At 35.3% G+C, this 23,737-nt stretch carries 16 protein-coding genes and 2 tRNA genes; 9 read left to right on the top strand and 9 right to left on the bottom strand.

Annotated features, from left to right (window positions below; all coding sequences use genetic code 11):
• Nucleotides 1–67 precede the first annotated feature (67 nt).
• The 7 genes from HX049_RS00430 (at nucleotide 68) to HX049_RS00400 (ending at nucleotide 12,278) form a co-directional block, all read left to right on the top strand.
• Entirely contained in the window at nucleotides 68–1,840 is a 1,773-nt protein-coding gene (locus HX049_RS00430) for a peptide MFS transporter (protein WP_286413359.1), read from the top strand.
• Between the two features lie 38 nt (nucleotides 1,841–1,878).
• A complete protein-coding gene (locus tag HX049_RS00425) occupies nucleotides 1,879–3,417 on the top strand; it encodes a peptide MFS transporter (protein ID WP_006257525.1) in 1,539 nt (512 codons plus the stop codon).
• Between the two features lie 189 nt (nucleotides 3,418–3,606).
• On the top strand, nucleotides 3,607–4,401 hold the full coding sequence (locus tag HX049_RS00420; RefSeq protein ID WP_286413358.1) for a GLPGLI family protein: 795 nt from the start codon (nucleotides 3,607–3,609) through the stop codon (nucleotides 4,399–4,401).
• Nucleotides 4,385–7,018: a hypothetical protein gene (locus HX049_RS00415; protein ID WP_286413357.1), complete on the top strand. Its 2,634-nt coding sequence runs from the start codon at nucleotides 4,385–4,387 to the stop codon at nucleotides 7,016–7,018. Before HX049_RS00420 ends, HX049_RS00415 begins: the two co-directional genes overlap by 17 nt.
• A 368-nt stretch (nucleotides 7,019–7,386) precedes the next feature.
• Nucleotides 7,387–9,030 (top strand): MFS transporter, encoded by a 1,644-nt coding sequence (locus HX049_RS00410; protein WP_041888673.1) that lies wholly within the window; start codon nucleotides 7,387–7,389, stop codon nucleotides 9,028–9,030.
• 667 nt (nucleotides 9,031–9,697) lie between these two features.
• The gene (locus HX049_RS00405) at nucleotides 9,698–11,806 is read left to right on the top strand and encodes a peptide MFS transporter (RefSeq protein ID WP_286413356.1); all 2,109 of its coding nucleotides are present in this window, start codon (nucleotides 9,698–9,700) and stop codon (nucleotides 11,804–11,806) included.
• 19 nt (nucleotides 11,807–11,825) lie between these two features.
• Entirely contained in the window at nucleotides 11,826–12,278 is a 453-nt protein-coding gene (locus HX049_RS00400) for a thioredoxin family protein (protein ID WP_286413355.1), read from the top strand.
• Nucleotides 12,279–12,283: 5 nt separating this feature from the next.
• Here HX049_RS00400 and HX049_RS00395 read toward each other — a convergent pair whose 3' ends face one another.
• From HX049_RS00395 to surE, 5 genes are all read right to left on the bottom strand, one after another.
• Nucleotides 12,284–14,311, bottom strand: coding sequence for a ComEC/Rec2 family competence protein (locus HX049_RS00395; protein ID WP_286413354.1), 2,028 nt, complete (start codon nucleotides 14,309–14,311; stop codon nucleotides 12,284–12,286).
• A gap of 142 nt (nucleotides 14,312–14,453) precedes the next feature.
• Nucleotides 14,454–15,074: a C40 family peptidase gene (locus HX049_RS00390; protein ID WP_286413353.1), complete on the bottom strand. Its 621-nt coding sequence runs from the start codon at nucleotides 15,072–15,074 to the stop codon at nucleotides 14,454–14,456.
• 23 nt (nucleotides 15,075–15,097) lie between these two features.
• A complete protein-coding gene (gene lpxB / locus HX049_RS00385) occupies nucleotides 15,098–16,222 on the bottom strand; it encodes a lipid-A-disaccharide synthase (protein ID WP_286413352.1) in 1,125 nt (374 codons plus the stop codon).
• On the bottom strand, nucleotides 16,223–16,501 hold the full coding sequence (locus HX049_RS00380; RefSeq protein ID WP_286413351.1) for a hypothetical protein: 279 nt from the start codon (nucleotides 16,499–16,501) through the stop codon (nucleotides 16,223–16,225).
• The gene (gene surE, locus HX049_RS00375) at nucleotides 16,502–17,269 is read right to left on the bottom strand and encodes a 5'/3'-nucleotidase SurE (RefSeq protein ID WP_286413560.1); all 768 of its coding nucleotides are present in this window, start codon (nucleotides 17,267–17,269) and stop codon (nucleotides 16,502–16,504) included.
• A gap of 341 nt (nucleotides 17,270–17,610) precedes the next feature.
• On the opposite strand from surE, the gene HX049_RS00370 reads away from it, so the two are divergent.
• Together HX049_RS00370 and HX049_RS00365 are read left to right on the top strand one after the other, a co-directional pair.
• Nucleotides 17,611–19,845, top strand: a complete 2,235-nt coding sequence (locus HX049_RS00370; protein ID WP_286413350.1) for a carboxy terminal-processing peptidase — start codon at nucleotides 17,611–17,613, stop codon at nucleotides 19,843–19,845.
• Nucleotide 19,846: 1 nt separating this feature from the next.
• The gene (locus HX049_RS00365) at nucleotides 19,847–20,932 is read left to right on the top strand and encodes an ABC transporter permease (protein ID WP_286413349.1); all 1,086 of its coding nucleotides are present in this window, start codon (nucleotides 19,847–19,849) and stop codon (nucleotides 20,930–20,932) included.
• 223 nt (nucleotides 20,933–21,155) lie between these two features.
• Here HX049_RS00365 and HX049_RS00360 read toward each other — a convergent pair whose 3' ends face one another.
• The 4 genes from HX049_RS00360 to HX049_RS00345 all read right to left on the bottom strand — a co-directional run bounded on the left by HX049_RS00360 (nucleotide 21,156) and on the right by HX049_RS00345 (nucleotide 23,659).
• Nucleotides 21,156–22,046 (bottom strand): glycoside hydrolase family 25 protein, encoded by an 891-nt coding sequence (locus HX049_RS00360; protein ID WP_286413348.1) that lies wholly within the window; start codon nucleotides 22,044–22,046, stop codon nucleotides 21,156–21,158.
• A gap of 66 nt (nucleotides 22,047–22,112) precedes the next feature.
• Complete coding sequence (locus HX049_RS00355; RefSeq protein WP_286413347.1) at nucleotides 22,113–22,952, bottom strand: mechanosensitive ion channel family protein; 840 nt, start codon at nucleotides 22,950–22,952, stop codon at nucleotides 22,113–22,115.
• Between the two features lie 358 nt (nucleotides 22,953–23,310).
• A tRNA-Leu gene (locus HX049_RS00350) sits at nucleotides 23,311–23,392 on the bottom strand.
• Nucleotides 23,393–23,577: 185 nt separating this feature from the next.
• Nucleotides 23,578–23,659 (bottom strand) — tRNA-Leu (locus HX049_RS00345).
• Nucleotides 23,660–23,737 lie beyond the last annotated feature (78 nt).

The raw sequence follows: 23,737 nt of genomic DNA, 5'->3' as shown, positions 1-23,737 counted from the left end.
AACCAAAACCAACCAAAGTACTATATCACCAAAAAGTACGAACTAAAACAAACTAATAATTACTTAAATGTCAGCAGAAACAGCTACAAACTCAAACCTGTTTAAATCTAATGTGCTTGGGCACCCAGCAGGGTTATTCGTTCTTTTCTTTACAGAGATGTGGGAGCGATTCTCTTTCTACGGAATGAGAGTATTGTTAATTCAATTCTTAACAGCTAAAGTCATCTTTGGCGATGCATTCTCAGGATGGGGATGGTCAGCAGAACAAGCAGGTGCACTATATGGTACTTATGCCATGCTATTATACTTAACACCTATCTTAGGTGGAGTGATTGCAGATAAATATATCGGTTCTAGATGGGCTGTGATTATCGGAGCTATCATCATGACACTAGGTCACGCATCGATGGCTGCAGAAGGAATTTCTAAACTATGGTTCTTCGTAGGACTTGCATGTCTTGTGATCGGTACAGGTTTCTTTAAACCAAATATGCCTTCTATCTTAGGAGAAATGTACAAATCATTACCAGACAAAAAAGATGCTGCGTATACCATCTTCTACATGGGTGTAAACTCAGGTGCTTTCTTCGGAATGATGCTATGTGGATACTTAGCAGAAACTAAAGGATGGCACTACGGATTCGGATTAGCAGGTATCTTCATGCTATTAGGTACGATCCAGTTCTGGTTAGCTAAACCTTTAATGGGAGACCTAGGTGAACTTAAAAAAGTAGACACTACTGTAGAAAAAACACCAGAGCAAATCAAAGAAGATCAAGATACTAAAAACCCTTACACACTAGTAGATTATATCTTAATCGCTATCGTATCTGTAATCGGTTTATTATATGCATTCAATGATCCTTTATCTAAAAACGGAGTACTAGATCTATTTGCATCCTTAGACACAGAGGTATTAAGAGGACAGAACATCATGGCTATTCTAGCCCTTATCACGTTCTTATACTTAGTGATCTCACGTATCTTGCGTTATGGAAAAGTGATTAGAGACAGAATGTTCGCTGTAATCTTATTGGCGTTCTTCTTAATGTTCTTCTTCATGAGTTTCGAACAAGGGGCTACATCGTTAGTACTTGTAGCGAGAGACTATGTAGACAGATCATTAGAAGGAACTGCATTAATGGCTTTCAACATTATCAATACATGTCTTACAGTGATTCCATTGTTAATCATCTCATGGGTACTTGTATTATTAGCAAAAGCTACTTGGTCAAAAATCGCGATGTCTAATATTATTTTATTCATCTGTTTTGCTGGTATCTGGGCTATGGCTATCTATATGTTGAACGCAGAGTTTAATAAAGAAGTATCTGAGATCACTGTATCTTGGTTCTCTATCTTGAACTCATTCTTCATTATTTCGTTAGCATCTACAGTGTCTAAACTGTGGGATTCTAAGTATAATCCATCAGCTGCATTTAAGTACGGTATCGGATTAATCTTCGTAGCTATCGGGTTCTTAATCTTAGGTTTAGGATCTATGGGAGCTACTGACGGAGTAAAAATGTCGATTATATTCTTAATATTAACGTACTTATTCCATACCTTAGGGGAATTATTTATCTCACCTGTAGGACTGTCTTATGTTTCTAAACTAGTACCTGGCAAAATGCTTGCATTCATGTTCGGTATGTGGTATTTAGCCTTAGCTATCGCTCAGAAATTTGCAGCCATCTTAGGGGGACAAATCGAAAATATTAAAGAAGAGTACTCACTTAGTCACTTCTTCTTCCTATTCACATTAATACCTTTTGCAGCAGCAATCATGGTAATGCTAGTGAACCCATTATTGAAAAAACTAATGCACGGTGTTCGTTAAGAACACAGTGCATTGCACAATAATAAATAACTAAAAAAATGAGTCAACAACAGACATTAGAAGAGATTCAGAATTTCTCAGGTAAATACCCTAAGCAAATCTGGAGCTTATTTTTCTCAGAGATGTGGGAGCGTTTTAGCTTCTATGGAATGAGAGGAATGTTGGTTTTCTTTATGATCGACCAACTACACTTTGAAGAAGCACAAGCTAACTTACAGTATGGAGCTACACAAGCATTCGTGTACGCATTCACATTCTTAGGAGGTATTTTCGCTGACAAAATCTTAGGTTTCCGTAAATCTCTTTTCTGGGGAGGCTCGATGATGATCTTAGGTAGTATTATTCTAGCTATAGATCCACACGCTTACTTTTTCGTAGGTATTGCATTTACTGTAATTGGTACAGGATTCTTTAAACCGAATATCTCTACTATGGTAGGATATTTATACAAAAAAGGGGACGAACGTACTGATGCTGGTTTCTCATTATTCTATGCAGGGATTAACTTAGGAGCACTTATCGGAGGATACTTATGTATCGCTATCGGTAAAGGACACTTATTCCAAGACTCTATCGCTGTAGAGAACCGTTGGAGTGTAGCTTTTGGTTTAGCTGCTTTCGTGATGTTAGTGAGTTTAATCAACTTCATCTTTACAAAACGTCATTTAGGACCTATCGGACTACAGCCTATGCAAGTAGCTAAAGATGGTAGTGAGACTAAAATGCCTTTATGGAAAGAAGTAGGAACATACATCCTTACGTTTGCGATGGTACCTGTTATCGTATTCATGATTGATAACACAGACTATACTGCATACTTTATGTACACAGTAGGACCATTAGCATTGATCTACTTATTCTATGAAATGACGAAGCTGACTAGTGCGGAGCGTAAAAAGATTATCGCTGCCCTAGTATTTATCTTCTTCTCTATTCTATTCTTCGGTATCTATGAGCAAGCAGGAGGATCATTAAGCATCTTCGCAGCGAAGAACTTAAACTCAGATTTACTAGGTATGCACTTAGATCCTAACGGAGTGAATAACTCAGGAGGAGCTTTCTTCATCATCTTCATCGCACCTATCTTAGGTCTATTATGGATCTGGATGGCTAAGAAGAAAATAGAGCCAAATACGGTAATGAAGTTCGGTTTAGGATTTATCCTATTAGGAGCTGGATACTATGCATTATTTGCTACACGTCTATTCGCTGATGCAGCAGGTATGACATCATTAGACTTCTTTACTTTTGCCTTATTGATCATTACTTTAGGGGAGCTGTGTTTATCGCCGATTGGTCTATCGATCATGACTAAACTTTCTACAGCTAATCTACAAGGGATGATGATGGGTATGTGGTTCTTAGCTAGTGCTTACGGACAGTATGTAGCAGGTATCTTAGGAGCTGCTATGTCTAAGAGTCGTTCTGAAGTAGCTACTGGTAACCATCCTAACTATGATGCTCTATTAGCGTATACTGATGGGTATAAAGATTTAGGATTATATGCAGTAATCGCAGGGGTAGTGTTAATCGCACTTTCTCCACTTATGAAAAAACTTATGCAAGAAGTTAGATAATTATCTATTCTATCATATTAATCAAAGCGTCTTAGGTAACTAAGGCGCTTTTTTTGTACAATACTTTCAATAAACAAACAAAAGCAATGAAACGAACCTGCTTTCCTTTCTTAGTTTTTAAGATTTAATTAACAATACTTACAATATCTGATCTATACACAACGTTCTAACAAGAACTAAAACTTAGATATGTATAAATCAACCTATTACTTATTTATCACTTTATTCTTATGTGTTATTGGATATGCTCAAGATACCAATTACACTATCACTTATCTAAAGACTACAACGTCTGATGCTCATATCATCTCAGCAGAAGACAAACTATACATTAGCCCTAAAGAAGATAAAAGTCTATACATTAATGGCAAATACAAATTCACTAAAGAGCCTCCCAGAGAGCCAAATGTAATAGTGATTTACGATAAACAAGAATTTGAAGAGTTCTTCTACTTTGACTTTAAGAAGAACCTCCTCTATTCAAGAATAAAGCCTTCCGAAGCGCGATACTTTATCAAGGAAGATATTCCTCAAATGGATTGGCAACTATACGATGAGACCAAAACCAATGCAGAACAGATAACCCTTCACAAGGCTACACTAAGCTTTAGAGGGAGAAACTATACGGCATGGTACTCTACCGACTATCCTGTACAAGTAGGTCCTTGGAAGTTCAATAACTTACCTGGTTTAGTATTTGAACTCTATGATGATGAAAACAGATACCATTGGAGCATACAGAATATAGAAGTCAATAAATTCAAGATATTACCTTTTAGATATGACGTTAGTCGTGCCAACGAGTCTATCCGATCATTTCAAGAGAAATACTACAAAGAACTTGATAGAATGGTCTATGGCCCTCAACGCAATCCCTTTAGCAATATACCTGGCGTAGAGATACTCGAGGTCATGACAGATCCTAATCAATTTGAACGTTTAAAAAACAGTGACCTCGAACGAAAATATGAGTGGGAAGAGTAACATAATTATCCTATTAACACTCCTGTGTACTTACCTAAGTCAAGCACAGCATATCTCTACACGACTACTAGATAGTCAGGGTGTAGAGATAATCCGTGCCACAGTATTTCTACAAGACAAAAACAATAAAACCTTAGCGTATACCTCATCTAACAATGAAGGACTAGTAGAGTTTAAGAATGTAGTGAACCACCCTACTGCCTCTCAACTTACTATACAAAAAGTAGGAATAGAGAAAACAACTATCGCCCTAGATGCTACTAAAAACAACTATGGTCTAAACAACCCCCTATACCTGCTCTCTTCTGCTGAAGTACTCAACGAGATCACCATTAAGGCTACTTCACCTATCACAGTGAAGAAGGATACCGTAGTCTATAATGTCAAACAGTTCTCTAAAGGAGATGAACGCGTCATAGAAGACCTACTCAAGAACCTACCAGGGCTAGAGATTAGTACTGATGGGAAGATCAGTGTCAATAATCAAGAAGTAGAAAAGGTCATGGTAGATGGCACAGACCTCTTCGATAGAGGATACAGAGTGCTGACTAAGAACATGCCTGTCAGTCCAGTAGAAGAAGTAGAGCTACTACAAAACTATTCTGAAAACAAACACCTGACAAATCTAAACCCTGCTAAGAAGCTAGCACTTAACCTTAAACTCAGTGAAGAGGCTAAGCGGGTATGGTTTGGCAATGTAGAGGCGGGAGCTGGTATACGTGATAAGGAGGTACATAGTGCAAGATCAAACATCATGAACTTTGGCAAAAAGACGAAGTTCTACTCTATCTTACAGTCTAACAATATTAGCTATGATGCTACGGGTGACCTTAGCTCGTTTCTAAATAGTAATAAAGGGGAAATAACAACTCCTACTGCTCTATCTAATCCTATCAATATTGACAATATCTCGCTAAACCTCAGAAACCATCGATATAAGGATAACAATAACCAATTTGCTTCTATTAACACAGCTGTGACTCTATCTCCTAAAGTAGAAGTGAAGATATCAGGACTGTTTAATAAAGAGACTCTACTAGGCAAAAGGGCAATGGATCAGACCCTATATACTCCTGATCATTCCTATCACAATATAGAAATGATGAACAATAAAAACAGAAGTAACTTCTCATTTCTAAAAGGAGATATGGTCTACGATATCAATAAAACCTCTACACTGAAATATGATCTAAAAGGCAATATCTCAAATAGTAAAATCAATAGTGATGTATACTACAACGATATTACAAATGATCAAGCTCTAGACAATGAGAACAAAAGAGTAGAACAAAATCTAGAATACACCACTAAGCTATCTGATAAACAAGCTTTAGTGCTTAGCTATAAGAATATCTATGAGCAGAACACTCAGGATTATATCAATACGCCTAATATCTATATACAGGATGCGACAGCCCCATTCAGTCAACTCGTTCAGAATAAAATGAACTATCACACTGTACAGGCTAGTTATAAAGGAATGATGAAAGGTAACCACCTCCTTCATCTCACGCTAGGGAATACGAATACGAACACACATCTCTACAGTCTAAACAACTTAGCAGATAATAACACCTATACTAACAAGAATAACTCAACCTTAAAAGTAAACGAACTTTATGCAAAGGCATTGACGAAGATGACATGGGGTACGTGGAGTATGGGGACAAGTATCTCTGCTTCCTTATTTGACAATAAGCTCAAATCAATAACTACGGATAACAGTCTTCAGAAGTTAGTCATAAGCCCACACTTCTCTATCGAAAAAAGAATTAATGACAAGAACAAAATAGACATCTATTATAAATACGGTTATACCAATATCAATGCTGCCAAAACCTATGATGGCTATATACAGACATCGTATAGAAGCTTCTTAAGAGGAACTACTAACCTAGATCCTTTCACAAATAATGCAGTAGGTCTGACTTATACATTAGGCAACTACCACGATAGGTCATTCTCTACGGTAACGATATCGTATAATAAGTACAACGACTTTTATACACAGAATAACTATATCTATCCTAATCATACGAAGAGCAATATATCTACCATAAAGAACAATGAGAGCTACTTCATATTAGCCTCTACAGAATATTATTTCCAAAAGCTAAAACACAACCTGAAGTTGAATCTAAATGCTAATCAAGCTGACTTCTATAACACGCTAAATAATTCTGACACAAGACGGGTCAGAAGCACATCACTTACCTATGGAATAGAGTTGAAGTCTAACCTTAGATCAAGATTTAACTATGCCGTAAGTACGAATTGGTTTACTACGTATATGAACATCATTAGCACTGAGCGTTTTATAGATACAGAGACTAAACTGACTGCAAAATATAAACTAAAAGACGTATTCTACCTAAACCTTATCAGTGAGTTATATTCTTTCGATAAGGTGGCACCTAGTCGTAAGTATTACACCTTTTTAGACTTTAATATTGCGTATATACCTAATAAGTCGAAGTGGAACGCACGTCTAGAGTTAACGAACCTCTTTAATACCAAGACGTATGCAAACTACGCCTTAACAGACTACAGCAATACCTCTACAACCTACAAGCTCTTAGGAAGACAACTACTACTCAGTGTTAACTATTCATTTTAAACTTAATAAAAGCGTCTTAGTAGCCTAAGACGCTTTTTCATTTCACTATGTCAAAGAACGTATGAGAATAATCTCAAGACAAACTTATCACATCCTTCTACGTTGATTTTAAATACTGATTATTTTGACTCTTGATGACTACTATTGCCCTTATATGGTAGCAGAAAGTGGGACACTCTGCTAACTGTATATAGTTCTTTTACATTCCATATTTAACAGAGATACACTGTATTCTATCCCTAATCTATAACCTAAGACATGGGCATAAATACAGCTCAAAACCACAGCCAAACAAAACACAAAAAAACATTGGCTAACTAAAATTTACCCTTTAACTTACACTCCTCAATTAAACTACCCTAACAATTATGTCTGAGAATAATAAATCATTCGTTCAAACACTACTGTCATTCAAAAAGAATTTCTGGATAGCCAGCTTTATGGAGTTGATGGAACGCTGGGCATGGTATGGGATATACACCCTATTAGGGTTATATCTAGTAGGTTCTACTGATACAGGAGGACTGGGCTTTGACCACGTACAGAAAGGAAATATCATGGGGAATGTAGTAGGTATATTATACTTCCTTCCGCTCCTATTCGGTGTGATAGCAGATCGTATAGGATATAAACTATCCCTGATGATTTCCTTCATCATCATGATCACTGGATACTATCTACTAGGAGAAGTAAGTAGCTACTGGAGTGTATACCTAGTATTCCTGCTAGTAGCAGTAGGTGCAGCCTTCTTTAAGCCTGTAGCCTCAGCTATCATCGCTAGAGATACGGATAAGTCTACGGGTACACTAGGTTTCGGTATATTCTACATGATGGTTAATATCGGAGGGTTTATCGGACCTGCGATGTCATCAGGCTTACGTACTACGTATGGATGGAGAATCATCTTTATCCAAGCTGCTATCGTGATCGCGATCAACCTAGTAATCCTATTACTATTCTATAAGGATCCTAAAGTAGAGAAACCAAAAGATTCTATCGGTAAAGCGATTAAAGATTCTGTATTAGGAATCTTCGAAGCGCTAAAAGATGTACGTCTAGGAATACTATTATTATTAATGATTGGGTTCTGGACGATGTTTAACCAGCTGTTCAACACACTACCTAACTTCATCGAAGACTGGGTGAACTCATCATCTATCAGTGATTGGTTAAACGAAAATATCCCATTCTTAGGTACTCTTATGACTCAAGATGGGCAGGTAAAACCTGAGTGGTTCACTAATGTTGACTCATTCATGATTATCATTTGTCAGGTGACGATCTCATTCTTTGTGACGAAGATGCGCCATATCAACGCAGTAATCAGAGGTGCGATAATCGCGAGTATAGGGGTAGGACTTACGTTCTATACACACAATCCACTGTTTACTATATTAGGTACAATGATCTTCTCTATCGGAGAGATGATGTCTAGCCCTACTGTATCATCATTCATCGCGTTAATTACTCCTAAAGGAAAAGATGGATTATACCAAGGGACTTACTTCTTACCTGTGGCAGCTAGTTACTTCGTGACAAGCTTTATCTCAGGAAGTTTATACCAATCATGGTCAGACAAGCTATCACTGTTAAAACGTGAGATGGCTACTAGAAGCATCGAAATGCCTGAAGTAGTAACACACGAACAGTTCATGGAACAAGGATCAAAGACTCTAAATATGTCTCTATCTGCCTTCGAAAAACAGTTTAACCTTAAAGCAGACAGCGTAGATTGGTCGCAAGTAGCTACTTCTTTTAAAGAATACGCTATCAATAAAGGTATTGACATTAGCCAAGTACACTTCCCATTCTCTAAGAATGAGTACTTCGCTTTAGCAGAACAGAAGTTGAGTATGTCTCACTGGGAGATGGTAGATATGCTATGGAGCACTTATAATCCTAACAAGATATGGTATGTGATATTCGGTATCGGGATGTTCTCAGTGATCACGCTAGTCATCTATGATAGATTAGTCATCAGACCTCTAGAACAGAAAAAAGCAAATCAATAAATATATACACAAACGCCTTAGATCACTAAGGCGTTTTTTTATGCCTTTATTTTTCCTACTTACCTCCTGCTCCACTATACTGTAGTATAACACAGATATCTTTCTATATACATTTTTACAGTTATTCTCCCATCATGACCTTATTTGGAGTTAATGACTCCATAATCCCTTAATGACCTATTCTGCACTTTTAATCAGAATATAACAACCTCATATTCAATCATTATCATTACACAAGATGAATTGGCTTCGGAAGTTATTCGATAATAACCAATATCTATCAGGGATAGAAGGTATTTTACCAAATGATATACTATCTCTACCCGAATAATCTATGTAAAAGAAGAAAACATAATTCTATACCCTATTCTTAATAACACATATCTAATAAAATAAAAATTATTTTAATTCAAAACAATAACTTTTTTATCTATAAAATCAAAACTGATCATCATTAGTACTAGCATATCGCAATATGTACATAAATATTTAAGAATAGTGAATAATAAAGTGATAAATACAAATCATACACTAAAAACTATTTATATTTTTTAGTAAAACAATTAATCTTAAGTTTATTTTACTATTTTTAGCCTTTATGACATGAGATTATGTATTAAACACAATCTTTATAACTAACCACAAACTAGACTTTTAAAATTAAATTATGGAAAACTCTACTACTGACCGGCCGAACTTCTTCGACAGTAAAGTTCTGGGACATCCTTCAGGATTATTCGTTCTCTTCTTTACAGAGATGTGGGAGCGATTCTCATTCTACGGAATGCGCGTATTATTGATTCAATTCTTAACTATGTCTGTAATAGGGCTCAACCCTGGATGGGAAATGAGTGTAGTAGATGCAGGAGCTATATTCGCTACTTATGCTATGTTACTATATATCACGCCTATCTTCGGAGGTATCTTAGCAGATAAATATATAGGTTATCGCTGGGCTGTAGTAATTGGTTCGCTGATTATGACCTTAGGTCACGCTTCTATGACCCTTGAGACAGAGTTCTTTATGTACTTGGGATTACTATTACTAGTAGTAGGTACCGGGTTCTTTAAACCAAATATGACATCTATCTTATCTGAGATGTATAAATCATTCCCTGAGAAAAAAGATGGGGCTTATACGATTTTCTACATGGGAGTTAACGCAGGAGCATTCTTCGGAATGATGCTATGTGGGTATATTGGTGAGCGTATCGGATGGCATTATGGATTCGGGCTAGCTGGTGTATTTATGCTACTTGGAACATTACAGTTCTGGCTTGCTAAACCAATCTTTGGGAATATAGGTGATGTGCCAAATAAAAATATAGAAATAAAAGTTGAAGAAACTGAGAATACTAAAGACCTTACTGTAGAAGAAAAAGAAGAGCTTAAACGCAATCCTTTTACTACATTAGATTATATACTTATCGTGATTACTTCTATTATTGGATTTTTATACGCCTTCAGTGATGTATTCTACATCGTAGGAGAGATAAGGTTATTCCCAGCCCAGATATTTGGTATAGATGGTAAAACAGTAGTGGTAGTTACAGGACTGCTTATATTAATGTGGTTGATAATATCACGTATTATTAGATATGCTAAAGTAGTCAGAGACCGTATGATAGCAGTTATTATATTTGCTTTCTTTACGATATTCTTCTGGATGTCATTTGAACAAGGAGCGACATCACTGATTATCTTTGCCCGTGATAATACTCAGAGAGTACTGTCTGGTGATAAGGCCTTGCTATTTAATATCTTTAACTCATTACTAACTATAGTACCTTTGTTGATCATTACTTGGGTATTAATCTTATTAGCTAAGCAAACTATTAAAAAAGCGTTCTTATCTAATATCATATTAGCTGTAACATTCTTAGGTGTATGGGGATCTGCCTTATGGATGCTAAATAGAGAATGGTCTCTACATGCGTATGAGGTAACGTATGATGCTGTACAAATACAAAAGGTAGACAAAGAAGGTAAGCCTATCCTAGATAAGCATAATGAACCTATCTATGAGTATAAAGCGATACATGCTGCTAACATACCTAATGAGGGTGATAATATAGTAAAACATACAGCTATCGTATCTCAACTAGATATATTAACAAAAGGGGATAAAGTAGAAATCTATGAAGAGTTAGGTAATTTTAATATTCTTGATTCTAAACAGAAAGAACATTTAGTAACTGAATTTAAAAAGGCAGATAGACCTACAGAAATAGTCCAAGCAGAAATAACAGAGATAAAAGATAACCAAGTAGAAATAACAGCTTCGTGGTTCTCTATCTTGAATTCTTTCTTTATAATTGCATTAGCTTCATTGGTGTCTAAGCTATGGGATTCTAGATTTAACCCGCCTGCTTCTATTAAGTACGGACTAGGGTTAATCATTATGGCCATCGGATTTGGAGTATTAGCATATGGATCACATGGTATCACAGAAGGTACTAGAGTGTCTATGATGTGGCTAGTATTCGCTTATTTCTTCCATACATTAGGAGAGCTATTCTCTTCGCCAGTAGGATTATCTTATGTTTCTAAGCTAGTTCCTGCAAGAATGATTGCACTAATGTTTGGAATGTGGTATCTTGCAATCGCAATTGGAAACAATTTAGCTGCAAAACTTGGTGGACAAATAGAGACAATTACAGAACAATACTCATTGTCAGTGTTCTTCTTAATCTTCACTGTAGTGCCTATTGTAGCAGGGTTGTTAGTTATTGCTCTTAACCCAGTGCTGAAGAAATTAATGCACGGGGTCAAATAATAACAATATTAAAAGAAATATGAAAAAACTGTTTTTATTACTTACCATTACTTTCTTAGGATTAACAGCTAATGCTCAAGAAATAAAATGGATGTCGTTTAATGAAGCTATCGCAGCACAAAAGAAAGAAGCTAAGCCTATCTTTATGGATGCTTTTACTGAGTGGTGTGGCCCTTGTAAAATGCTTGACAAAAACACTTTTAGCGATGCTAAAGTAATCGAGCATATCAACAAAAATTACTATGCAGTAAAATTTGATGCAGAAGGTAATGAAGAAATAAACTACAAAGGAACGAAGTATACAAACCCTGGATACAACAGTGAAAGAAAAGGTAGAAATGCTACGCACGACTTCACTATGTTCTTAAGAATACCTGGATATCCTTCTATGGTTATCTTCGGTACGAAAGGTGATGTGAGTAAAGTTATCGTAGGATACCAAACTCCTCAACAACTATTACAACAGATTTAAGATCATTATAATAAAGAAGACCAATATCCCTTTTCATACATATCGTGAAAAGGGATATTCTTTTTTATACACATATCGATACACTTTTTCTTTAACCAAAAAGGTACTGAATTATGAAAGATCACTAATTTGGGTAACCTAACTTCTAGCATACGTTCAAAGTTTATCTTAGGTTGCCCTGAAAATAATACCACCGAAGCATCTAATAGCATATCATACACTATTCTATCACTATCTATAATTAGTACTTTCTCTTGAGAGTTAAGCACCATTCCCTCTAATGGATGATACACAACTTTATCTATACTATACTCTTGCAGATATTTATCTAAGTCACGTAGATGTCTATGGTCAGTACTATCAATAAGATTCATTAGTACATGTACAGTATTGTAGTCTCTAATCCATATTGTCCTATTGTGATTATTAGATACATATGGAACAACAATCTCTGTATCCAAAATAGATTCTCTACTGGATGCTAAAGTATTGCCCAGTTGTAAACCACAACATATCAATATCATTGCTACTATATATCTCAACTTCTTTTGATAATAAGAAAGTACGATGCCTCCTATAAGAATGAAGAGTATAGTCATCTGTACAAAATTTATCTGTGCATTCTGAAAAGAGAAATAATGCAAACGATGTACTAATTCTATTAATCGGTACAATAGATCGGTTAATACATTAAGGCAATAACTTATCACTATAGATAAACTATCAATCCACATCGTAATCAAATAGACTATTCCTATAATAATGAGCACTGTTATTAAAGGTATGACAATTAGATTAGCTAATAAAAATAGAAAAGAAAACTGCTGAAAATAATACAACTGAATTGGTATCAAACCGATTTGAACACTTATAGACACATAAGTTATACCCTGTATGTATTGTATTATTCTATTTTTAGAATAGTATCTCTTAAATAATGGTAGAATATATACAATACTGATAACGGCCAAGTAGCTTAACTGAAAACCAATATCATATACCCAATAAGGATGTATACATAGACTTATGAACAAGGCAAGTCCTATACTGTGCTCCAAGTCTTGCTCTCGCCTTAGAAGTTGACCTATAAGGAAAATAGTAAACATTAAGACAGCTCTAAATACTGAAGCTGAGAATCCTGATAAAAAGACAAAGAACCACAGTAATACAAGAATAACAATACTCCTACTCTTTCTTGATAAAAAAAATAAACCGCGAACAAACACTAAATAGATCAGCCCTACATGTAATCCCGAAATAGCCAAAACATGCATAACACCTACTTCCTTAAACTGATTAATAACAGTCGAGTCTATATACGACTTCTCTCCTAACAACAATGCCATTAATAGACCTTGAACACCCTCATTCAGTACATTAGAGCTACTATTTAAATTATTGATTAAAGAACTCCTAATCTTTAATATTTCATAACGCCAATGCACATCATGCCCTACTACAAAGTAATCGCCTATATAGCTTTGAATAAAGATTCCCTTCCCTTGCATATACTTTTTATAGTCGAACTGTCCTAAATTCTTTGGTTGTTGGATATTGCCTATTCTGCCATAGTAACTAATAATATCACCTACCTCAAGTAAGTTTTGACTTTCATTAAAATAAAGAGCTATCTTGTTAGCACATACTGTGTCACCAATTCTTATCAGTTCTCCTATAAATCGTTTGTTCGTTTTATTACTAAGTGCCTCCGTTATTTTTATATCTATCCTATTATTTATAGGGGTATTAAGATACATCTCTATTCTTTGTAACTCAGACCCATATTTATTCTTAACCAATCCTTTTATCCCAATACCTAAAAAGAAAAATAGGCTAGCAAATAATAAAATATCTTTATTTCTTGTCCCCCTAGAAGGAAGAAGAACAAACCTATTTAACTGAGATGGTATCAGACTAACCAGAAGAGTAATCACTATAACTGAAATGACTAACTCACTAACAGACACATCAATATATATCCCTAAAAAAAGAAAGAGAGAATAAAATAAAAAAGAGAGTTTGATAGGCTTCATAGTAATAACAAGCATCAAAACTCACTCCAAAATAATAGATTATTTGATTTATATCAGCAATTGTAAAAAGAATAGAAAGCTAATAAAAAAGCCCTATCCTGATGGATAGAGCTTAATATTATTTTTTTGAATTCTTATTATCTTAATTCATACTTTCTAGAACAACACGGTTAATCTGTGCGAAAGTTCTACTATAGTAATTTTCTTTTGTTGAAGATACTATCACTCCTTTGCTAGTTGAAGAATGGATGAACTTAATTTCATCGTCTAATACCTCAGTGATAATTCCTACATGACTAATTCTATTGCCACGAGTTTTAAAAAAGATCAAATCACCTATTTGTGCTTCGTTTTTTCTAACTCGTTCACCTACTTGAGCCATTTCACTTGACGTACGTGGTAGATTTACACTAGTATCACCGAAAGCTGTCATTACTAAACCAGAGCAATCCATACCCTTTCTACTCATTCCACCATATCTGTAACGAACTCCTTCATAGTCAAAAGCAGTATTCAGTACTTGACTAGTCAGATTATCGAAGTACTCCCCCTTTGCTTCTTTTGCCTCCTCAATAAAATCACCTAATAAAGCATCTAATTCTGCTTGTATTTTATCATCTACATTTTTACTCTCAGCGATAACGGCTGTAGGTTTCTTTTTAACAGGGCTACTATAAACAGATTTACTTGTTGTCTTCGCTTCTATTGTATGCAAACCAGAAAGGCCCAAAACACTGATTAATAATAATGTAAACTTTTTCATAATGTTTTTTTTGTGGTGGTTGATTAACTTCTTTTTGTCATATGATTTTTTAGTATTTCGCCTGCAACATAATCACTTGCTCCTTGACCGCCTAAATTACGAATTAATTCTTTATATTTTAACAATATTTCATTTCTTTTTTCTCCTTGTATGATTTTTGCGAATTCTTGTTCTATTCTTACAGCATTACAATCTCCTTGTATAAGCTCTACTACCACATCATCATCCATAATTAAATTAACTAAAGAGATATATTTTAATTTAATAATGCGCTTCGCTATTTCATAAGATACTTGGTTTCCTTTATATAATACTACCTGAGGAACATTGAACAAGGCAGTTTCCAGCGTCGCTGTACCAGAAGTCACTAAGGCTGCATGAGCTATATTTAACAAAGCATAGGTTTCATTAAATACAAAAGAAATATTCTTATCTTTTATAAAAGTCTCATAGAATGAAGCATCCTGTCCTGGAGCACCAGCAATCACAAACTGATACTGTGGGTAATGATGTATTACAGAAAGCATTTCATTTAATAATCTACTGATCTCCTGCTTTCTACTTCCAGGTAATAAGGCTATAATAGGTCGTTCATCTAAATTGTGCTTTGCCTTAAAATCTTGATGTTCTTCTGCTCTATAGCGCTCTATAGCATCTATCAATGGGTGCCCTACAAAGGTTACAGGGTAATTATGTTTCTTCTCATAAAAATCCTTTTCGAATGGTAGAATTACATACATAAAATCAAAATCTCTTTTGATATCATTGATGCGGTTTTCTTTCCAAGCCCATATTTGAGGTGAAATATAATAATGTGTTTCTATACCTACTTTCTTTGCCCACTTAGCTATGCGCATATTAAAGCCAGGATAATCTATAAACACTAATACATCCGGATTAAAAGATGCGATATCTTTTTTACAGAATTTAATATTGCGCAATATTGTTCCTAGATTTTGTACCACTTCAACAAATCCCATAAAAGCAAGATCTTTATAATGCTTCACAAGCTTTCCTCCTACCTGCTGCATTAAATCTCCTCCCCAAAAGCGTATCTCTGCATTAGGGTCTTTCTTGTATATAGATCGCATAAGATTAGATCCATGTAGATCCCCTGATGCCTCGCCTGCTATTATATAATACTTCATCTACACTAACTGTGTTATTATGGTTAAAATAATTACGGCTAAAATACAACCTCTAGCCATAAAATCTAATCTGCGATTAATAAAAAATGTAAATAACAGCAAATTAAGTAAGCTCCCTATCGCTGTTATTCTTCCTACTAATCCTATATTATTAATGAAACCAAAATCACTAAACAACTCGTAGTTAGTAAATAACAACAAATAAAGCTCTATACCCACTACAGTAGCCACTACACCTCCAACAAAACCGATTAGAATATGAACAATCTTATCTTTCATCTACAGATCCCATCTATTAATACGTTCTAAAACTTGATGTGCAGTTAGATCAAACTGCACAGGTACGATAGAGATATAGTCATTTCGCAATGCCCACTCATCTGTATCCTCACCTTTATCTTGATTAACAAATTCTCCTACTAACCAATAGTACTCTTTCCCATGAGGACTAACTCGTTTATCGAAGTTCTCTACCCATGTAGCTTTGGCCTGTCTACATACTTTTACTCCTTTAATATCTTCGGTTGCCAGCTTTGGGAAGTTTACATTCAGCACCACATCTTTTGGGATTCCGTGCTTTAGTGCTTCTGTTGTAATTTTTTTTATAAAAGGTTTTATTTGTTCAAAATCTGCGCTCCAGCTAAAGTCTAATAATGAGAAACCTATTGCAGGTATTCCACTCATTCCAGCTTCTAATGCAGCACTCATTGTTCCTGAATAGATAACATTAATAGAAGAGTTAGAACCGTGATTTACTCCAGACACACACAGATCAGGTGTTCTGTCTAATATCTGTCCTAATGCTATCTTTACACAGTCCACAGGTGTACCTGAACACGCATATTCTACTTCTATCTCTGGATCAATATTTACTTTTTCTAGTGTAAGTGTGTTGTTTATCGTTACAGCATGCCCCATTCCAGACTGAGCACTATCTGGGGCAACTACCACTACTTCTCCTATCTCTTTCATCACACTTATCAGGGCTCTCATACCCGGTGCTGTGATACCATCGTCATTTGTAACAAGTATTAAGGGTCTTTGCATCATATATTTATTTTAATTACATTCGCTAATGTAAGGATTATATGTTATTTTAGTTGTGAATTTACTTAGTTTTAACCGAAAATACGTGATAGACATATAAACGAAAAGTGATTATACAAAATAGATCATAAGTTAGTGATACAAGCATACAATACTATGGGTTTAGTGCTAATAGAGGAGCTATGAAATAGAACTACTTTGCAGTATTTTGCTAATGCGGATTTTGGGTTTAAGCACCTAACAACTACGGATTTTTATACGATTATGTGTTTTAACAAATAATTATCGACCTTATCGTATAAATATTTACTTTTTTAACTACTTTAGTTCAAAACTAATTAATGAATACTTTTAAGCTATTTATGAAAAGAAATTATAAGGTTATACTTCTACTTATCGGAGTGTCTGCTCTGCTGTGGAGTTTTATGCCTAAACAGCAAAAAGATACGCCTGAAAAAGATCAGCTTCTTTTAGAATTAGTAACGTATATATTAGAAAACACACATTATAACCCTGCAAAGATTGATGACAAATTCTCTGCTACTGTATATAAAGAATATCTAAAAGCATTGGATCCAATGAAGAGATATTTCTTACAATCAGATATTGATGAGTTTTCTAAATATGAGTACTTGATTGACGACATGATTCAGTTAAAGGAACTTTCTTTCTTTGACCTGACTTATGAGCGCATTACTCAACGTATGAATGAGGCTAAAGGTATTTATACAGAAGTACTTGAACAGCCTTTCGAATTCGAATCAGATGACGTACTAAACGCCGACTATGACAGTATCGGCTATGCTAAAGATGCTGAAGAATTAAAAGAGCGTTGGAAAAAACAACTAAAACTTAATGTCTTATCTACCATTACTGACAATCTTAAAATACAAGAAGGCAAAGTAGAGGAAGAAGAAGAGTTTGACGAGTTCGGAGAACCTATCGTTAAAGAAGAAAAGAAATCAGACAAAAAAGCAAAAGACAAAAAACCTGTTGAAAAGAAATCTTTTGAACAACTTGAAAAAGAAGCTCGTGAAAGTGCTTTAAAATCGTATGATGAAGTTTTCGAATTCATTAAAGATCTTGAGAGAAAAGACTGGTTTGCTATCTATCTAAACTCTATTGTAGAGCGTTTTGACCCGCATACTTTCTATTTTGCTCCTGAAGATAAGGAGAAGTTCGATGCCAGCATGAGTGGTAGCTTCGAAGGAATTGGTGCTGTTCTACGCAAAAAATCTGAAGGTGTAGAGATCAATGAGCTTGTACCTGGTGGACCTGCTTGGAGAGGTAAAGAAATCGAAACTGGAGATATTATCCTTAAAGTTGGTCAGACTAAAGATGAAGAGCCTATCGATATCGTAGGTATGCGTCTTGACAATGTTGTAAAACTGATCAAAGGGAAAAAGAACACTACAGTATTCTTAACGATTAAGAAAATAGACGGAACGATCAAGGTTATCCCTGTTATGCGTGAAGTTATCGAAATGGAAGAAACTTATGCTAAGTCAAGTATTATCCAAGACGGTGATAAAAAATACGGTATTATTCACTTACCTAAATTCTACATTGACTTTGAGAACAAAGACAGTCGTAACGCATTTACAGACGTTGAAAAAGAGATTAAAGAGCTAAAACAGCAGAATATAGACGGTATCATTATGGACCTTAGAAACAACGGTGGAGGTTCATTAGAGACAGTTATCAAAATGGTTGGATTATTCTCTAAAGAAGGTCCTGTAGTACAGGTAAAATCTTCTAGAGGAAAACAAAAAGTATTAGATGACAAGGATACTCCTATCGTATGGGAAGGCCCACTAGTTGTATTAGTAAATAACTTCTCTGCTTCTGCCTCTGAGATTTTTGCTGCCGCTATCCAAGATTATAAGCGCGGAGTGATCATCGGTAGTAAACACACCTATGGTAAAGGAACTGTACAAAACTTAATAACACTTAATGACCTATTAAGAAAACAACCTTATGGAGATCTAGGTGCTTTAAAAGTGACACTACAGAAGTTCTACCGTATCAATGGTGGTTCTACTCAACGAGAAGGAGTACTAAGTGATATCGTATTACCAGACAGATATTCTTATATCGATATGGGAGAAAGAGATATGGATAACGCAATGCCATGGGACAAGATAGAAAGAGCTGCTTATACTCCATATAACAATGATTTCTCTGCTGTAATCAAGTCAAGTAAAGAGCGTATTGCACTAAATGAGCAATTCAAACTGATAGACGAGAACGCACAATGGATCAATGAAAGAAAAGATGAAAAGCAAGTTCCATTAAATCTTGAGAAGTATCGTGCAAAACAAAAAGAAGTAGAAGAAAAAGCTAAAAAATTCAAAGCTATTTCTAAGTATAAAAACGACTTGAAATTTACTTCTTTGCCTAGTGAATTAACTAGAATCAAGAATGATACAATACTTGAAAGCAAAAGAGACAGATGGCATGAAATGCTAAATGGTGATGTCTATATCGAAGAAGGTGTTAAAATCTTAAAAGACCTAGACACAAAGAAAATATATAAAGTAAGTGGTGATAAAAACAACGTAAGTTCTAAATTATAGAATGTCTCACACTAGCAAATCATATACACAGATCGCGCTCCAAAAATTCAAACAAGATTTTTGGGGCGTTTTGTGTTTTTGGATTATTATAAGTATTGCTGTAGTAGCAGCCTTTGCTTACTTCATTATCCCTGACAACTCTAAGAATGCTAATGCAGGTGACCTTGCCCTTCGTTCTCAGAGCCCAGGCTTTACCGTATCTACTATTGCTATCCCTTCAGACACTGATCGCACTTGGAGTGAGTTTTGGTTTGGAAGAGAAGAACCTGCTAGATTCATACCTATTAGTGAATATCACATTGCTAATGACACTCTATTTTATAAAGGGTATAGTAATCAACCTCAATTAGAAGAAACTAAAAGCATCGCTCTGAGTACTTTAAACAACGCTAAAGAAGCCGAGATTATCAAACAGAAAAAATACTGGCTAGGTACGGATAACCAAGGAAGGGATTATCTAAGTAGACTAGTCATTGGCGCACGTGTATCTCTATCTATAGGCTTTGTAGCAGTATTAATATCCCTGGTGATTGGTATCACGTTAGGCGCTATAGCTGGCTACTTTGGCGGAAAGATAGATGCCTTTATTCTTTGGTTGATTAATGTGTTTTGGTCTATACCTACCCTACTATTAGTGATTGCCATTACTTTAGCTCTAGGCAAAGGTTTTTGGCAAGTTTTCATCGCTGTTGGACTAACGATGTGGGTAGAAGTAGCTCGTGTAGTCAGAGGACAAGTAATCAGTGTAAAAGAACAACAATACGTAACTGCAGCCCATGCTTTAGGCTATTCTAACTACAGAATCATTACTAAGCACATCTTGCCCAACTGTATGGCTCCAGTCATTGTAATTTCGGCTGCTAATTTTGCTTCTGCCATTTTAGTAGAGAGTGGGTTAAGTTTCTTGGGATTAGGAACACAAGTACCTACACCTAGTTGGGGAGCCATGATTAAAGAGAACTATAACTATATCTTATTAGGCAAATCTTATTTAGCCTTATTGCCAGGCTTTGCTATGTTTGTACTTGTGATAAGTTTTATGCTGATAGGCAATGCACTTAGAGATGCCCTTGATGTTAGAAAATAACATCCCATTCTTATTTTTATCTCTTATATACACAATGTCAAAGAACATACTATAAGCCATTACTTACAGTGTATCAGATCTCTATCAGATACAGCACAAAAGTAAATAACCTTATTTATGTTCTTTTCGTTATTGCTTATAATGACCTATTATGACGATAATGAGTGTATATGGTAGCAGAAAGTGGGACACTGTACACCTTAGTCTAGAAGATTAAAAAACTTTAAGGCACAAGTAATTCTCGTATATCTGCCTTATTCCCATTGTAGATATTTAAGTCCACCTTGCCATCTATACCATTGACAACTCCTTTTTCTGTAAATTGCCAGAAATGCCATTCTGCCTTTATTTCTTCGACAAAGAAGTTGTAATTAGCGATCCATAATACATGATCAGGAAACCAGGCCTTAAGGTGATGCGTATAATAATTCTCTCCTGAGTACAAGATCGGTTTTACCTTATAATGCGCTTCCACCAGCTTGATCCAGTTCTGTAGCCCTTTTCTAAGGTTTTCCATAGACTGCTCTTTAGGCATATCTTCTATATCTAGTACAGGAGGAAGGTCTCCTTCTGATATTTTTACTAACTTAATAAAGTTTTCTGCTTGCTCTGTCGAATTTTCATCAGGGCGATAATAGTGATATGCTCCTCTAATAAAGTGATTTGCTCTAGCACCTTTCCAGTTTAGATGAAAAGCCTTGTCCTTGCCATCTTTACCCATAGTCGCTCTAATGAACACAAAGTCAAGAGAAGCTTTACCAGCCACAGAATCCACTACCTTCCAATCGATCACCCCTTGATAATGGGACACATCGAAACCAACTAACATACTGTCATGTCTATTCAACACCTCTACAGTACGCACATCATAGATAGACTTACCTTCTGACTTGTCATCAGAGCTAAAGAAATAACGTATTCCCTCTCTAAAATGGAGTCCAAACCAAATACCTATTCCCACTAATACTACGATGATGACCACCCACTTCACAGTAGTCCATGTAGATGATTTAGCACTCTTCTTTCTAGAAGATTTTCGTTTTGTTGGAGGTTTTCTCTTTGGTCTTGCCCCCACAGCAGACATAGGATTTGAATTAGTTTTATTAGAAGCCATCTCTCTTTAGAAAAAAGCAAAATTAATCCTTTTATTGATATTGAATACTTCTAGAATCCATAACTTTTACACAGACACTACACCTTGTTTTAACTTCAGCACAGGCACAGGCAGTTCTATATTATTCGCTTTGAATTTCTTGTCTATTTCGAAGCGGATCTCACTACCTATACGATCGTTATCAAAAGCGTTATCTATAAAATAATATAAGATAAAACGGATTGAAGATTCTCCGAACTCATCTATAAACACTATAGGTTTAGGCGATTTTAATACCTCATCATTATCCTCTACACATGACAATAGCACCGATTTGACTAATTCTACATCAGTCCCTATAAAAGCACCTACATCGATCCTTGCACGTATCACAGGGTCTTCATGCGTCCAGTTATTCATAATATCGTCTATCAGTTTTCTATTCGGAATCACGATATCTTTTCTATTACGCGTCTCAGCGATAGTACATCTAAGATTAATGACCTTCACACGAGCTACTTCACCTCTGATCTCTACTACATCACCAACATTTAATGTCTTGTCAAACAAGATGTAAATACCTGCTATCAAATCTCTAAAGATATCTTGTAGTGCAAACCCTAAACCAACAAACAGAGCAGCTGATGTAGTCAAAAACATACTGATATTTATCCCAACTACATTCAGGATAAAGAAAATCATGATCAGGTAAATAAAGTAATTAATGAAATTAAAGACACTCCCTAGCCTAGCCGCTACATCAGGAGTAGCCATACGTATAAATGCTTTTTTCAACAGCCTCACCCCTACATTAGTAATCATAAGCGTGAATGCGATGAATAATAATGTACCTATCGTAATACTGATAGACTTACTCGTATATAATTCAAACTCTAATACAGTTGCTAGCAAATTTTTTAATTCCATTCCTATTTCCTTGATTAATCCTTAGACATTATAATTTAGACTCCACTTCACACAAAAGTCACACCATTCCTCTAAATTCAATATTTAAAGAATGAAATTTACAAAAAAAGATGATACATAATTTCTAATCAATGATAATATCAAGAAACATTTTTTCTCAAAGTAGACACTAATAAAAGTAATCTAAATCAAAATGATGGAGAGAATCGTGTATTTGATGATTGTATAGCCACAGAACAATCAAATTAATTGTTAATCTTACTGCCGAAGGAGAATTAATAGATATCTATTAGAAAAGTTTATTAAGCCATAACTTTACATCAATAAAAAAGCCTCTTCGTTTGAAGAGGCTTTCTTGTGCGGGTAAAAGGACTCGAACCTTCACACCTTGCGGCACCAGATCCTAAGTCTGGCGTGTCTACCAATTTCACCATACCCGCGAATCAGTGGAACATCCTGTTCCTTTAAGACGTGGCAAATATAATAGATTTTTTTACTTAAAAACAAATCTTAAATAATAAAAAAATCATTTATTTTTAATGATCTCTATATAAGAGATTTAAAAATGAATCATTCCTAAAATAATTCCATAAAAAAAGCCTCTTCAAATGAAGAGGCTTTCTTGTGCGGGTAAAAGGACTCGAACCTTCACACCTTGCGGCACCAGATCCTAAGTCTGGCGTGTCTACCAATTTCACCATACCCGCGTAATCAGTGGAACATCCTGTTCCTTTAAGACGTTGCAAATATACAACAGGTTTTTTTATCTGCAAGAAAAAAATTGT

The sequence above is a fragment of the Myroides odoratimimus genome (genome assembly GCF_030326305.1).
In the GTDB taxonomy this organism is placed as follows: Bacteria; Bacteroidota; Bacteroidia; order Flavobacteriales; family Flavobacteriaceae; genus Flavobacterium; species Flavobacterium odoratimimum_A.
The sequence above is the reverse complement of the archived record's forward strand: the minus strand, read 5'-3'. Positions and strand labels throughout refer to the sequence as shown.

Excerpts from the sequence above, each read along its gene's own strand:
- HX049_RS00430 (WP_286413359.1), top strand. The coding sequence starts at position 68 with ATGTCAGCAGAAACAGCTACAAACTCAAACCTGTTTAAATCTAATGTG.
- HX049_RS00425 (WP_006257525.1), top strand. The coding sequence starts at position 1,879 with ATGAGTCAACAACAGACATTAGAAGAGATTCAGAATTTCTCAGGTAAA.
- HX049_RS00420 (WP_286413358.1), top strand. The coding sequence starts at position 3,607 with ATGTATAAATCAACCTATTACTTATTTATCACTTTATTCTTATGTGTT.
- HX049_RS00415 (WP_286413357.1), top strand. The coding sequence starts at position 4,385 with ATGAGTGGGAAGAGTAACATAATTATCCTATTAACACTCCTGTGTACT.
- HX049_RS00410 (WP_041888673.1), top strand. The coding sequence starts at position 7,387 with ATGTCTGAGAATAATAAATCATTCGTTCAAACACTACTGTCATTCAAA.
- HX049_RS00405 (WP_286413356.1), top strand. The coding sequence starts at position 9,698 with ATGGAAAACTCTACTACTGACCGGCCGAACTTCTTCGACAGTAAAGTT.
- HX049_RS00400 (WP_286413355.1), top strand. The coding sequence starts at position 11,826 with ATGAAAAAACTGTTTTTATTACTTACCATTACTTTCTTAGGATTAACA.
- HX049_RS00395 (WP_286413354.1), bottom strand. The coding sequence starts at position 14,311 with ATGAAGCCTATCAAACTCTCTTTTTTATTTTATTCTCTCTTTCTTTTT.
- HX049_RS00390 (WP_286413353.1), bottom strand. The coding sequence starts at position 15,074 with ATGAAAAAGTTTACATTATTATTAATCAGTGTTTTGGGCCTTTCTGGT.
- lpxB (WP_286413352.1), bottom strand. The coding sequence starts at position 16,222 with ATGAAGTATTATATAATAGCAGGCGAGGCATCAGGGGATCTACATGGA.
- HX049_RS00380 (WP_286413351.1), bottom strand. The coding sequence starts at position 16,501 with ATGAAAGATAAGATTGTTCATATTCTAATCGGTTTTGTTGGAGGTGTA.
- surE (WP_286413560.1), bottom strand. The coding sequence starts at position 17,269 with ATGCAAAGACCCTTAATACTTGTTACAAATGACGATGGTATCACAGCA.
- HX049_RS00370 (WP_286413350.1), top strand. The coding sequence starts at position 17,611 with ATGAATACTTTTAAGCTATTTATGAAAAGAAATTATAAGGTTATACTT.
- HX049_RS00365 (WP_286413349.1), top strand. The coding sequence starts at position 19,847 with ATGTCTCACACTAGCAAATCATATACACAGATCGCGCTCCAAAAATTC.
- HX049_RS00360 (WP_286413348.1), bottom strand. The coding sequence starts at position 22,046 with ATGGCTTCTAATAAAACTAATTCAAATCCTATGTCTGCTGTGGGGGCA.
- HX049_RS00355 (WP_286413347.1), bottom strand. The coding sequence starts at position 22,952 with ATGGAATTAAAAAATTTGCTAGCAACTGTATTAGAGTTTGAATTATAT.